The 12,846-nt window shown below is 47.2% G+C and carries 15 protein-coding genes; 10 read left to right on the top strand and 5 right to left on the bottom strand.

What is annotated here, in order from left to right:
• Positions 1–51 precede the first annotated feature (51 nt).
• From gspG to CAG69_RS10945, 8 genes are read left to right on the top strand one after another with little or no spacing between them, the layout of a single operon-like run.
• Positions 52–495: a type II secretion system major pseudopilin GspG gene (gspG, locus tag CAG69_RS10980; protein WP_005379298.1), complete on the top strand. Its 444-nt coding sequence runs from the start codon at positions 52–54 to the stop codon at positions 493–495.
• 29 nt (positions 496–524) lie between these two features.
• Positions 525–1,124 (top strand): prepilin-type N-terminal cleavage/methylation domain-containing protein, encoded by a 600-nt coding sequence (locus tag CAG69_RS10975; RefSeq protein WP_017635010.1) that lies wholly within the window; start codon positions 525–527, stop codon positions 1,122–1,124.
• The gene (gspI, locus tag CAG69_RS10970) at positions 1,111–1,500 is read left to right on the top strand and encodes a type II secretion system minor pseudopilin GspI (RefSeq protein WP_017635009.1); all 390 of its coding nucleotides are present in this window, start codon (positions 1,111–1,113) and stop codon (positions 1,498–1,500) included. Before CAG69_RS10975 ends, gspI begins: the two co-directional genes overlap by 14 nt.
• Complete coding sequence (gspJ, locus tag CAG69_RS10965) at positions 1,487–2,164, top strand: type II secretion system minor pseudopilin GspJ (protein WP_005382998.1); 678 nt, start codon at positions 1,487–1,489, stop codon at positions 2,162–2,164. Before gspI ends, gspJ begins: the two co-directional genes overlap by 14 nt.
• Positions 2,157–3,167: a type II secretion system minor pseudopilin GspK gene (gene gspK, locus CAG69_RS10960; RefSeq protein WP_005379302.1), complete on the top strand. Its 1,011-nt coding sequence runs from the start codon at positions 2,157–2,159 to the stop codon at positions 3,165–3,167. The genes gspJ and gspK overlap by 8 nt, the downstream gene beginning before the upstream one ends.
• A complete protein-coding gene (gene gspL, locus CAG69_RS10955) occupies positions 3,136–4,338 on the top strand; it encodes a type II secretion system protein GspL (protein WP_161444171.1) in 1,203 nt (400 codons plus the stop codon). The genes gspK and gspL overlap by 32 nt, the downstream gene beginning before the upstream one ends.
• 7 nt (positions 4,339–4,345) lie before the next feature.
• Positions 4,346–4,837 (top strand): type II secretion system protein M, encoded by a 492-nt coding sequence (locus CAG69_RS10950; RefSeq protein ID WP_005383002.1) that lies wholly within the window; start codon positions 4,346–4,348, stop codon positions 4,835–4,837.
• A gap of 1 nt (position 4,838) precedes the next feature.
• Positions 4,839–5,600, top strand: a complete 762-nt coding sequence (locus CAG69_RS10945; protein ID WP_161444169.1) for a type II secretion system protein N — start codon at positions 4,839–4,841, stop codon at positions 5,598–5,600.
• A gap of 302 nt (positions 5,601–5,902) precedes the next feature.
• Here the strand turns inward: CAG69_RS10945 and cysQ are convergent, their stop codons facing one another.
• The 4 genes from cysQ to CAG69_RS10925 all read right to left on the bottom strand — a co-directional run bounded on the left by cysQ (position 5,903) and on the right by CAG69_RS10925 (position 8,928).
• Positions 5,903–6,730 carry a 3'(2'),5'-bisphosphate nucleotidase CysQ gene (cysQ, locus tag CAG69_RS10940; protein ID WP_005379308.1) on the bottom strand — a complete coding sequence of 276 codons (828 nt, stop codon included), beginning with the start codon at positions 6,728–6,730 and terminating at the stop codon, positions 5,903–5,905.
• Between the two features lie 44 nt (positions 6,731–6,774).
• A complete protein-coding gene (nudE, locus tag CAG69_RS10935; RefSeq protein WP_005379309.1) occupies positions 6,775–7,344 on the bottom strand; it encodes an ADP compounds hydrolase NudE in 570 nt (189 codons plus the stop codon).
• Positions 7,345–7,520: 176 nt separating this feature from the next.
• Positions 7,521–8,105 (bottom strand): Fe-S biogenesis protein NfuA, encoded by a 585-nt coding sequence (nfuA, locus tag CAG69_RS10930; RefSeq protein WP_005379313.1) that lies wholly within the window; start codon positions 8,103–8,105, stop codon positions 7,521–7,523.
• Between the two features lie 97 nt (positions 8,106–8,202).
• Positions 8,203–8,928: a ComF family protein gene (locus CAG69_RS10925; RefSeq protein ID WP_161444167.1), complete on the bottom strand. Its 726-nt coding sequence runs from the start codon at positions 8,926–8,928 to the stop codon at positions 8,203–8,205.
• A gap of 84 nt (positions 8,929–9,012) precedes the next feature.
• On the opposite strand from CAG69_RS10925, the gene bioH reads away from it, so the two are divergent.
• Positions 9,013–9,780 carry a pimeloyl-ACP methyl ester esterase BioH gene (gene bioH / locus CAG69_RS10920; RefSeq protein WP_005384724.1) on the top strand — a complete coding sequence of 256 codons (768 nt, stop codon included), beginning with the start codon at positions 9,013–9,015 and terminating at the stop codon, positions 9,778–9,780.
• Between the two features lie 124 nt (positions 9,781–9,904).
• Positions 9,905–10,369: a hypothetical protein gene (locus CAG69_RS10915; RefSeq protein WP_005379316.1), complete on the top strand. Its 465-nt coding sequence runs from the start codon at positions 9,905–9,907 to the stop codon at positions 10,367–10,369.
• 104 nt (positions 10,370–10,473) lie between these two features.
• Here CAG69_RS10915 and CAG69_RS10910 read toward each other — a convergent pair whose 3' ends face one another.
• On the bottom strand, positions 10,474–12,774 hold the full coding sequence (locus tag CAG69_RS10910; protein ID WP_161444165.1) for a Tex family protein: 2,301 nt from the start codon (positions 12,772–12,774) through the stop codon (positions 10,474–10,476).
• Positions 12,775–12,846 lie beyond the last annotated feature (72 nt).

Genomic DNA, 12,846 nt, shown 5'->3' with positions numbered 1-12,846 from the left:
TAAGACGTGTCTACTAACGGCATGGCTTTAATCTAACTTTCGGAGAAAAAAATGAAGTTTAAGCGTAGTAAACAACAGGGTTTTACACTTTTAGAAGTGATGGTTGTTGTAGTTATCCTGGGTATTTTGGCAAGTTTTGTTGTTCCAAACCTATTGGGTAACAAAGAGAAGGCAGACCAACAAAAAGCGATTACGGACATTGTCGCGTTGGAAAATGCCTTAGATATGTACAAGTTGGACAACAGCGTTTACCCAACAACGGACCAAGGTCTAGAAGCATTGGTTAGCAAGCCATCTAACCCAGAGCCACGCAACTACCGTGATGGTGGTTACATCAAACGTCTTCCTAATGACCCTTGGGGCAACCAGTACCAATACTTAAGCCCAGGTGATAACGGTACAATCGATATCTTCACTCTAGGCGCAGATGGCCAAGAGGGTGGAGAAGGTCCAGCTGCAGATATTGGCAACTGGAACATGCAAGACTTCCAATAATTGAGCCTAAGCCAGCACTAATGAAACAAATGCGAAAACATAACGGTTTTACATTGATAGAAATTCTATTGGTGCTGGTTTTGCTATCTCTTACGGCTGTGGCCGTGATCTCGACGTTACCGACTAGCCAAAAAGATCTTTCCAAACAGTATGCTCAAAGCTTTTTTCAGCGTTTACAGCTGCTCAATGAAGAAGCGGTGCTGAGCGGTAAAGATTTTGGCGTTCGAGTGGATGATGCCAAATCGACCTACGCTCTACTGAGTTTAACCTCAGAAGGTTGGCAGCCTCTGAAATTAAAGCAGATTCCGAGCAAAACCAAGCTAGAAGAAGATATTACGCTACAACTCGAACTCGGCGGTGGTGCTTGGGATAATGATGAGCGCTTATTCAAACCAGGTTCTCTTTTTGATGAAGACATGTTCGCAGAAGAAGAGGACGAAAAGAAAATTGAGCCACCGCAAGTGTTTATCTTTTCCAGCGCCGAAGTCACGCCATTTACCCTATCTTTTTTTCCGCAAAATGGTGATGCCTTTAATGACGGTTGGCGAGTCATTGGCAAAGAAAGTGGACAAATTTTGTTATTAGCTCCGGGCGAAGAAGTGAAAGAGGATGAGAATGCGCAATTTTAAGCAAGCTCGCCCCAATTTGAGTCATCGCCGGACGAGAGGCATGACCTTACTGGAAGTATTGGTCGCACTGGCCATTTTCGCCACCGCTGCCATCAGTGTCATTCGCTCTGTGAGCCAGCATATTAATACAATCAGTTATCTAGAAGAAAAAATGTTTGCAGCCATGGTTGTGGATAATCAGATGGCAAATGTGATGTTGAATACCGGAGAACTCAAAGCGAAAAACGGCACAGAAGAGCTGGCAGGACGCACTTGGTTCTGGAAAGTCACGCCAGTCGCCACGACGCAGCCATTGCTGAAAGCATTTGATGTAAGCGTCTCGGTAGAGAAAAGCGCGAGCCCTGTAGTAACGGTACGAAGCTATGTGGCGCAATAATCATCCCCGCGCAAACACGCGCCAAAGGGTAAAAGGTTTTACACTTATTGAAGTGTTGGTATCGATTGCCATCTTTGCCAGTTTAAGTGTCGCAGCGTACCAAGTGGTATCGCAAGTACAGCGTAGCAATGCGCTATCACAAGAACGAACCCAACGCTTAAACGAAATTCAGCGTGCCATGGTGATGATGGATAACGATTTTCGTCAAATGGCGATGCGTCAAACACGTACTAATGGTGAAGAGCCTGCTAGCCGGCTAATTTTTTGGTCCGATTACCTGTTGGACTCCGATACTAAAGGGCTGATGTTTGCCCGTTTAGGTTGGCACAACCCTCAGCAGCAGTTCCCTCGTGGAGAAGTAACCAAGGTTGGCTATCGCTTAAAAGAAGAAACACTGCAGCGAGTATGGTGGCGCTACCCTGATACGCCGGTTGGGCAACAAGGCACTGTTACTCCATTGCTAACGCAGGTCGAGTCATTTGATATGCGTTTCTATGATGGTAAGCAATGGAAAAAAGAGTGGGCTGAAGAAAAAGCGCTGCCGAAAGCGGTTTCTGTTGTTCTCACTCTCAAAGACTATGGAGAAATTGTCCGCACTTATCTCACTCCTGATGGCACATTGAGTCAGAAAGAGGAAAGTTCAGGAGACAGCAATAATGGTTAACCGTCAGCGCGGTGTTGCTTTGATTATAGTGTTGATGTTGCTGGCGATTATGGCGACGGTTGCTGCCAGTATGTCAGAACGTTTGTTCTTGCAGTTTCAGCGAGGTGCTAATCAAATCAATTACCAGCAAGCGTATTGGTACAGCCTTGGCGTCGAGGCGCTAGCAAAAGTGGGTATCGAGCAAAGTTATAAAGACACCGACACGATTAATATGAGTCAACCGTGGGCGATAAAAGAGCAAGTCTATCCGTTAGATTATGGTCAAGCGGCGGGACGAATTAGAGACAAGCAAGCGTGCTTTAATCTAAATGTATTGAGTCGTGTGCAACCAACGGGTCAGCAAATTACAAGACCATATTTAGTGAATGTATTGCAGCGCCTATTAGAAGAGTTGGATGTCGAGCCATATCAAGCAGAAATCATTGCAGACTCTACTTGGGAATACATTGATGCTGATGACTCTGTCCGTTCGACTACTGGGGTTGAAGACAGCACATATGAAGCGATGAAACCTTCCTATTTGGCATCAAATGGTTGGATGGCAGATGCTTCCGAGTTACGGGCTGTCTATCAGGTGAGTGGTGAAATTTTCCAAAAATTGGAGCCGTTGGTCTGTGCATTGCCAAGTGATGACTGGCGTTTAAACGTGAATACGATTGATGTTGAGCAAGCTCCGATTTTGGTGGCAATGTTCTCACCAAACTTAAGCAGTAGTGATGCGATTCAGCTAATTGAAAAACGCCCATTTGATGGGTGGGATAGCATTGATGAATTTTTAGCAGAGTCAGAAATGGCTGGCTTAAGTGAAGATGTAAAGAAAAACGCCAAAGGCTATTTGGGTGTAGATAGCGCCTTTTTTGAATTGGATGCACAAGTGTTGGTGGATGAATCACGTGTACGTATCCGAAGCCTTTTGCAAAGTACAAATAGAGAAACGGTGACCGTAGTTCGCCGTCGTTTTGGAGGGATCAGTGAGCGAGTTTCTGACCGTTCGGCTGAGTAGCGAACAACAAAGTACCATTCCTTGGGTGGTGTGGTCGACAGATCAACAGGAAGTGATTGCTAGCGGTGAAATCGCCGGGTGGGAACACTTAGATGAATTGGTCTCATATGCTGGTCAGCGCCAAGTTGTGGCGCTGTTGGCGAGTAATGATGTGGTCCTGACGCAAGTGGATATACCGCCTGGTGCAACACGCCAATTCGAGGCGATGTTACCGTACTTAGTGGAAGACGAAGTTGCTCAGGACGTTGATGGCCTGCACTTTAGCGTGTTGGGTAAACAAGCGGATAAAGCGCAGATTTGCGCAGTTGAACGTGCTTGGATTCAGACTGTACTGCAACGTTTCTCAAGCCAAGGTATCGCTATTAAACGCATTTTACCCGATGTGCTTGCGTTACCGGTTCGTGGAGATCACAGCTGTGCTGCAATGATTGGCGAGCAATGGCTAATTCGTCACTCTGCGACAGAGGGCGCGGTTGTCGACGCTTCTTGGTTAGACCTTTACCTCTCTTCTTATCTACAAAATCATGAAGGTTGGAAGCTCGATTGCTATAGCTCGGTCCCGGAATCTGCGTTACCTGAAATATGGGAGCCGCAACCAGAAGAAATGACGATGGCTTTACTGGCGAAGGGGGTGACAGAAAGCAAAGTCAATTTGCTGACCGGGATCTTCAAGCCGAAATCTTCTTGGGGTAAATACTGGAAGCTCTGGCAAAAAGCCACCATTGCTGCGGGGGGGCTTATCGTCGTCATGGTTGCGCAGCAGTTGCTCGTGGTCCACAAGTACGAAGCACAAGCTCAAGCGTATCGTGAGGAGAGTGAGCGTATTTTCCGCCAGGTGTTCCCAAATAAACGACGCATTCCTACCGTTAGTTACCTCAAACGACAAATGAATGATGAAGAGCGCCGCTTATCTGGTGGAAGTGGTCAGCAGGCAATGTTGTCATGGTTGGCGGCATTACCCGCGACGCTTGGTCAGGTCAGTGACTTGGAGATCACTAGCTTTAAATACGACGGGCAACGTGGCGAAGTACGTATTCAGGCTCGTAGTTCAGACTTCCAACCTTTTGAGCAGGCTCGTGTGAAATTGGCAGAGAAGTTTAATGTTGAGCAAGGTCAGTTGAACCGTAGCGATAACGTTGTGGTTGGCAGCTTTGTTTTGAAGCGTTTGTGAGGTGATGATGAAAAATTTAATTTCTCAAGCTCAGGTTTGGTGGAGCAGCATCTCGCAGCGTGAGCAGCGTTTGGTCATGGGATGTGGCGCTATTGCCGTTATCGGTATTATTTATTGGGGTTTATTACAGCCAATGAGTCAACGTGCGGAGCTAGCTCAGTCACGTATTCAAAGTGAAAAGCAGTTGCTAGCTTGGGTACAAGATAAAGCGGATGGCATCACTGCACTGCGAAAAAGCAGCGGTGTGAGCTACTCTAGTCAACCGTTGAATCAGTTGGTTTCTTCTTCAGCTCGTCGTTATAAAGTTGAGTTGATTCGAGTACAACCTCGTAATGAGAGCGTTCAAGTGTGGATCAAACCACTCGCGTTTAATCAACTAGTGGATTGGTTACGTTACTTGAAAGAGCAACAGGGTATTGAAGTCGAATTTTTAGATATCGACCGAACAGAGCAAGCGGGCATGATCGATGTAAACCGCCTTCAGTTTAAGCGAGGTTAAGGTGAAGCGAGCAGTACTTTACGTTGTTATCTTTATCGTCTTTTTTTCAGTCAGTCTTTTAATGGGATTACCAGTCTCTTGGGTGTTACAACAAGCACCAACAGTGAGAGGCCTGGACATTCAAGGAGCCAACGGTTCGGTATGGCAAGGTCAAGCTTCTAGTATTCGTTGGCAGCACCAGAACCTTGGAGAAGTTAATTGGGATTTCCAATGGTCGAGTCTACTGACAGGTAAAGCTGAGTTTGCTGTGCGCTTTGGTCGTGGTAGTGAAATAGACGTCCGTGGGCGCGGTTTTGTCGGCTATAGCTTAAGTGATGGCCCTTATGCCAAAAACTTAGTTGCCTCGATTCCGGCGGTAAAAGTTGTTGAGCAAGCGCGCCTCCCTGTGCCTGTTGGTGTTGATGGGCAGCTTGAGCTGAATATTCGTCATGCGACTTATGCTGCGCCTTGGTGTAAGGACGGTGAAGGCACTTTAGTATGGAATGCCAGTGGTATTCAAAGCCCCGTTGGCAGCTTAGATCTCGGTCCTGTGATTGCCGATATAAACTGTCAGGATAGTGTATTGACGGCAACTGGTGAGCAGAGCAGCAAACAAGTCTCTGCGGCGTTTTCCGCTGAACTGATGCCTAATCAACGGTACTCAACCAAAGCGTGGTTCAAACCTGGTGCAGAGTTCCCATCCAGCATGGGGGAGCAACTGAAATGGTTGGGTAAGCCGAATGCTCAAGGTCAATATGAGTTTAACTACCAAGGGCGCTTCTAACCTATCGTGACAAAATCCAATATCTTAAAAGAGCTGCTATTGTGCAGCTCTTTTTGCTTTTGGATCATCGTAAGCTAAAACCTCTATTCGCTGTACATTCGATCTTGATTGGGAGTGAATGAAAGTTTAAAGTCATGATTTTTAATCGATTTGTTTCTTTTGTTCAGCTTTGCAAGTAACTGGAACATGGTAGGCCAAATACTCCAAGTGCTGTACATAAGGTCAAAAAGAAAAGGCCACGAAGATATTCGTGGCCTTTCTATTACTAGAATTTTGTGCTCTAAATTTTACCGATAGGGCGCTTAATCTTTGCGTTGTAAAATCTCATTCCAAGGTAAATCCGCATCACCAAGAACAATAAAGTTCGGGTTTTCTAGTGTTTCCCGCTCGTTATATGACAGCGGTTCTAATTGCGTGCTGAGAATACGTCCGCCAGCTTCTTCAACAATGCATTGTGTCGCAGCGGTGTCCCACTCACCTGTTGGACCTAGTCGGAGATAGCAATCTACCGCCCCTTCCGCGACGAGGCATGCTTTCAATGCCGCAGAACCGAGCGGTATTAAGTCGTAATTCCAGGCGCTGCTCATACGGTTAGTAATACGATTGATGTCTTGGCGACGACTAATAGCAATTGCGATGCTTTGCTCTGGCTGTTCGTGTTTGTGTGTATGGATTTTGACGCTGTCCGACATGTCGGGAATTTTCCAGGCGCCTTTGCCATTATAAGCGTAGTAAGTCACGCCAGATACAGGACCGTAAACGACGCCCATGGTTGGTCGATTGTTGTCGACCAACGCGATAATAGTGGCAAAGTCACCACTGCGAGCGATGAATTCTTGAGTACCATCAAGAGGGTCGACTAACCAATAACGTTCCCACTGAGCGCGTTGCTCTAAGCTTATGTCTGCGTCTTCTTCTGACAACACGGGAATGTCAGGCGTCAGATCACTCAAGCGTTCAGTGATGAACTTGTGAGCTGCAATATCCGCACTTGTTACGGGAGTTTCGTCACTTTTGGTGTAGGCCTCATATTGCTTCTTTTCATATATTTCGAGGATCATTTGTCCAGCACTGCGGGCAATCTCGATGACTTGAGGAAGTAGGTGAGATAGATCTTTTGTCATTGGCATAAGTGATAGTCCTTACTCACAGTGTTATTCGGTTCTAATGACCGTTATTGGTTATGCTTGTGAGTGGTGTTTGGTAAGTGTTTCAGTGCCAACATTAGCGCTGTGATGCTTCGTGCTTCACAGAAATCCATGTGAGTTAATAACTCTTCGGCTTGCGCAAGTGGCCAACGCACAATTTCCAGTGGTTCAGGCTCATCGCCTTCTTGCTTCTCTGGATAAAGCGCCTGTCCTAAAAATAGAGTCATTTTGCTCGAAAAGTAAGATGGCGCGAGGATAACTTGTTTCAACGGGGTTAACTGATTACAGCCAAAGCCGATTTCTTCTTTTAACTCACGATCCGCAGCTTGGTGTGGTGTTTCTCCTGGGTCAATCAGCCCTTTTGGGAAACCTAGCTCGTAACGTTCAGTTCCAGCGGCGTATTCACGCACCAGTAATAAATCGCCTTGTTCTGTTACAGGAACCACCATTACAGCATCTCGTCCACTTGGCTTCATACGCTCATAAGTACGATGCTCACCATTGGAAAAACGAAGGTCGAGCGCTTCCACAGCAAACAGTTTGGATTTTGCAACCGTCTGGCATGAGAGTATCTCTGGTGGGGTTCGTTTCGGCATGACGCTGGCTCCTTGGTGTCGTTGGCGTTTACGAGATGCGTAAGATTCTTAATATATGAGAACTCCGCCTGAGTTTCTAGCGGATTTTACGAGTCGAGCTAAGCATCTCAGCATCACCTCAGTATCGATACAAAAATGGGAGACCGAAGCCTCCCATTTTCTGACAGTGTTTACTCTTAGTAGTAAGAGTGATCACCACGGTCATGTTCTGTTGCATCACGAACTGCGGTTAGTTCACCAATGAACTGGTTTAGCAGTTCTTTCTCGATGCCTTCTTTTAGTGTTACGTCAACCATAGAACAGCCATTACAACCGCCACCAAATGCAACAATTGCAACACCGTCTTCAGTGATCTCAACCAAGTTTACGTGACCACCGTGGCCAGCAAGCTGTGGGTTGACTTGGGTTTGGATAACGTACTCAACGCGCTCAACCAGTGGTGCGTCGTCCGCAACTTTACGCATTTTAGCGTTAGGTGCTTTTAGCGTTAGCTGAGAGCCCATTTTATCGGTAACAAAATCGATTTCAGCGTCTTCAAGGAATGGCAGGCTTAGCTCATCCACGTAAGCTGAAAAACCGCTGTAAGAGAGTTCAGTGTCGGTCGATTCTACTGCTTCTGGTGGACAGTAAGACACGCCACACTCAGCGTTTTGTGTACCTGGGTTCACAACGAAAATACGAATGTTAGTGCCTTCAGGTTGTTGACCTAAAAGGTTAGCGAAATGCGTTTGCGCAGTTTCTGTAATAGTAATATTTGACACGACGAATACCCGAGTAAATTTGTAGGTTACTGCTGCTATTCTACTCTTGTTGACGTATGGGTCTAGTCTTTTTGATGCTAAGGCATGGCGAAGCGATCTAGAGAGAACGAGGAGCAGGTGTTCTGCAGATGCAGTAAATATCGATGCTTTCTACGCCAACTTCAAGTAGTAAATGACATAATTGTCGGACGGTACTGCCTGTGGTGACTACATCATCGACGATGGCAACATGGGAAGAGTGAGGGCGCTTATTGAGAATAAACGCGCCTTTTAAGTTTTGTTCACGGCTTGTTTTGGTATTACCACGCTGTGATTGGGCGAGCCTTACTCGACGAAAGACCTTCGCATCAAAATTAGTCTGCAATTGCTTGGCGAGGTGTCGGGCTAAAACATCACTTTGATTAAAACCCCGGCGCAGGTAACTCTGCCAGTGCAATGGCACACTGGTAATGATTGGAGCTGGCGTGGTGATGCGCTGTGCCAGTTGCTCGGTTAATGCTTTTACATGCCAAGACTCTCCGTGATCTTTAAAGCGTTGTACTTCCCGTGAAAGGGGAAAGTCGTAATCGCCTAACGTGTATAGCCTTTGCCATGGCGGTGGCTTTGAAAGACATTCACCACAAATACTATCCGTACTCATTTCTTCTTTCTGTAATGATAAACCGCAGCGTTGACATCGTTTTACCGGAGTTAGGTATTTTAAACAGTGCTCGCACCAGCGCAGAGTATTTGTGTGGCTTGGTGTTTGAATAGGGAACCGACACAGGCCGCATTGACTGCTCAATACGCGATGCATGATGTTTTGCCAGTGATGAGATAACATAGCGTTTATTCATGGTGATATTTTACTCAGCCTAACGCTTGGCTGAAGCCGTAGGGAATAAAATAAGTGGGAGAGATTGAGAGCATGAGCACGAAATTACACTGGCAGTCATTTGGTCAGGGACCAGATTTGGTGTTACTTCATGGTTGGGGCATGAATGGTGCGGTATGGCAGCAGACAGTCGAGTCTCTTCAACCTTATTTCCGAGTTCATGTGGTTGACCTTCCGGGGTACGGACATAGCGCCGAATCTCATGCTGAAGATTTAGACCATATTGCTAACTTGGTGGTGCAAGGTGCGCCAGAGAAAGCGATTTGGCTTGGTTGGTCCCTCGGAGGTTTAGTGGCGACGCATGTGGCATTAAATATGCCCGAGCGCGTGGCTAAGTTGATTACGGTTGCCAGCTCACCTAAATTTGCCGCAGAAAAACCGTGGCGTGGCATTCAACCGAATGTACTGAGTGCGTTCACCTCTCAGTTGCTAGAAGATTTCTCACTGACCATTGAGCGCTTTATGGCGTTGCAAGCGATGGGCAGCCCATCAGCGCGTAAAGACGTTAAACAGCTCAAGCAAGCGGTACTATCGCGCCCTCAGCCAAACCCTGAATCGCTGTTGGTTGGGCTAAACATCCTTGCTGATGTGGATCTGCGCGATGCGTTGACGTCTCTTTCTGTTCCAATGTTGCGTCTTTATGGCCGTTTAGATGGGTTGGTGCCAATTAAAGTAGCTAACGATTTAAGTGAACAGTTGCCTCATACCCAGCAGTTTGTTTTTAATCAGTCCTCTCATGCGCCTTTTATCACCGAACATGACGAATTTTGTGTTCAAATCCGAGAGTTTGCTCACGATTGAGCAAGTGCGAGCGGAAACACCTCAAGTTGTTTAAAAAGTGGTCGATATAAAGGCTGGTGAGGTTTTATTAGCCAATAAAGCTAAGCCATATTGACGAGTTGGGCGACTCTGAGGAGGGTTCGCAATGATTGTGTCACCGACCAACGTAAGTGTGCCACTGATCGCCCCATCCGTGAATGTGCAGACGGAACAAGCAGCTCGCGACAATAAAGTCCGAGAGCCTGTAACGCCAACGGTCGCATTGGCCAAAACCAATGCAGAGCGAAAAGTAAAAGGTGACGACAAGCGCCGACGTCAGTCTTCTTGGGATCCTTCAGAGCATCCTGATTATGATATGGAAACGGAAGTCGACACGCGTTATCAAGAAGAGCCGGAAGATACACTAGAACGGCTTTTTAGTTTGCTTGCGCTCAAATCGTATAGTGAAGACCAGGGGAAAGGCTACGCGATCCGCTTTCGCTTACCAAAGCGCATTTTGGATGCTGCGATCAATGAAGGATTAATGGAAAAGCGCAGGAAGGTGATCAAGTTTCATTATGGTCATGCAGTCGCTCCCCATACCCCGTCAGAAGTGATAGCAGTATTATGACGACTCAATATCCTACTCAAACAAAAACGCTCCAAGCAGGTTGACTGATTGGAGCGTTTTCTTTTTAGTTATGAAAGCTCGTTAGCGGTGAAGCCTAGGTAAGGTTACTTTTTCGCTTTAGCAAACGCTGCAGCAAACGCACCGCCCATCGCGCTGTTCGATGACGAATCATCACGGCGAGGCTGACGACGCTGCGCTGCTGATGAGCGTTGGCTGCGGTTGTCTTGACCCGGTTCGTCGTTCATACGCATCGATAGACCAATACGCTTACGCTGCACGTCAACTTCCATCACTTTCACTTTGACGATGTCGCCAGCTTTCACCACTTCACGTGGGTCAGACACATAACGATCTGTCAGTGCAGAAATATGCACAAGACCATCTTGGTGAACGCCGATATCAACGAAGGCACCGAAGTTGGCTACGTTTGATACCACACCTTCTAGAATCATGCCCGGTTCCAAGTCAGATACCGAGTTTACACCTTCTGCAAAGGTCGCCGTTTTGAATTCTGGACGTGGGTCACGACCCGGCTTGTCTAACTCTTTGATGATGTCTGTAATGGTTGGAACGCCGAAGTTATCGTCGGTGTAATCGACCGCATGCAGACCTTTAAGGAAGCTTGAATCACCAATCAGTGCTTTGATGTCTTTGTTGTTCTTCTCAGAAATTGCTTTGACCACCGGGTACGCTTCTGGGTGAACCGCAGACGCATCAAGTGGGTTCTTACCATCCATGATTCGTAGGAAGCCCGCACACTGCTCGAACGCCTTAGGACCTAAACGAGGTACTTTCTTCAAGGTTGTACGTGCTTCAAAGCGACCGTTTTCATCGCGGAAGTCGACAATGTTCTGCGCGATGGTGCTTGATAAGCCTGCTACGCGTGTTAATAGTGCGGCAGAAGCGGTGTTCACATCAACACCAACCGCATTTACACAGTCTTCCACAATCGCATCTAGGCGTTTTGCCAACATAGATTGGCTTACATCGTGCTGGTATTGACCCACACCAATAGATTTCGGATCAATTTTCACGAGTTCAGCCAATGGATCTTGCAAACGACGTGCAATCGACACTGCACCACGCAGTGATACGTCCATATTCGGGAACTCTTTTGCTGCAAGCTCAGACGCTGAGTAAACCGAAGCCCCCGCTTCACTTACTATGATCTTCTGAACTTTCAGGTTGCCACGTTTGATGACGTCTGCGACAAAGCTGTCGGTTTCACGTGAAGCCGTACCGTTACCAATCGCAATCAAATCCACGTTGTACTTACGCACCAACTGCTCAACGATTTGTGCTGACTTGTCGTATTGTTTTTGTGGTGGGTGAGGGTAGATGGTTTCGGTTGCAAGCACTTTACCTGTTGAGTCGACAACCGCGATTTTTGAACCTGTACGCAGACCCGGATCGAGACCAAGTGTTGCACGAGGGCCAGCCGGTGCTGCCATCAACAAGTCTTTTAGGTTAGTGGCGAATACTTCAATCGCTTCGATTTCAGCGCGCTCTTTCATTGCGCCCATTAGCTCGGTTTCCATGTGCATCGATACTTTGATGCGCCATGCCCAGCTGATCACTTGCTTACGCCAGGTATCCGCAGGTGCGCTGCTTAGCGTTACGCCATAATGGTCGGCGATAATCGTTTCGCAGTAAGACTGACGAGCGCCTTCTTCCTGTTCTGGATCAGCGTTCATCGCCAATGTCAGGAAGCCTTCGTTACGGCCACGCAACATCGCCAGTGCTCGGTGCGATGGCACTTTGCTTAGGGGCTCGTTGTGGTTGAAGTAATCTTTAAACTTCTCGCCTTCTTGCTCTTTGCCTTCAACGACTCGTGAGACCAGTTCCGCATTGCGATTTAAGTGGTTGCGAATTTTTTCCAGTAAGTTTGCGTCTTCTGCGATGCGCTCCATGATGATCGCGCGAGCGCCATCCAATGCAGCTTTGGTGTCTGCGATGCCTTTGTCTGCATCAAGGTATTTGCTTGCTTCGCTTTCTGGCTCGGTTTGTGGGTGATTCCAAAGCTGATCTGCGAGCGGCTCAAGACCAGCCTCAATCGCGATCTGACCTTTCGTACGACGCTTGGGTTTGTAAGGTAGGTATAAGTCTTCAAGACGAGTTTTGCTGTCTGCCTGCGCGATCTCTTGTTCTAGCTCTGGCGTCAGTTTGCCTTGCTCTTGGATTGATTTGAGGATGGTTTGACGGCGATCATCCATTTCACGAAGGTAAGACAGACGGCTGTCCAAAGTACGAAGCTGGGTATCATCAAGGCCCCCCGTCACCTCTTTGCGGTAACGTGCAATAAAAGGGACAGTGTTGCCATCATCAATTAGGGTGACAGCGGCGTTGACTTGCTCTGGGCGAACATTCAGTTCTTGAGCAATCATGCGACAGATAGCTTGGCTCATCCGTGTTTTCTCTTTTAATTCGGTTTTGGTTGTATAGAACATTGGGGTCGTTCGAAGAATTTGCAATGTTTT

Origin of the sequence: Vibrio sp. V43_P6S15P86 (assembly GCF_009904725.1) — a bacterium.
In the GTDB taxonomy this organism is placed as follows: domain Bacteria; phylum Pseudomonadota; class Gammaproteobacteria; order Enterobacterales; family Vibrionaceae; genus Vibrio; species Vibrio diabolicus.
The sequence above is the reverse complement of the archived record's forward strand: the minus strand, read 5'-3'. Positions and strand labels throughout refer to the sequence as shown.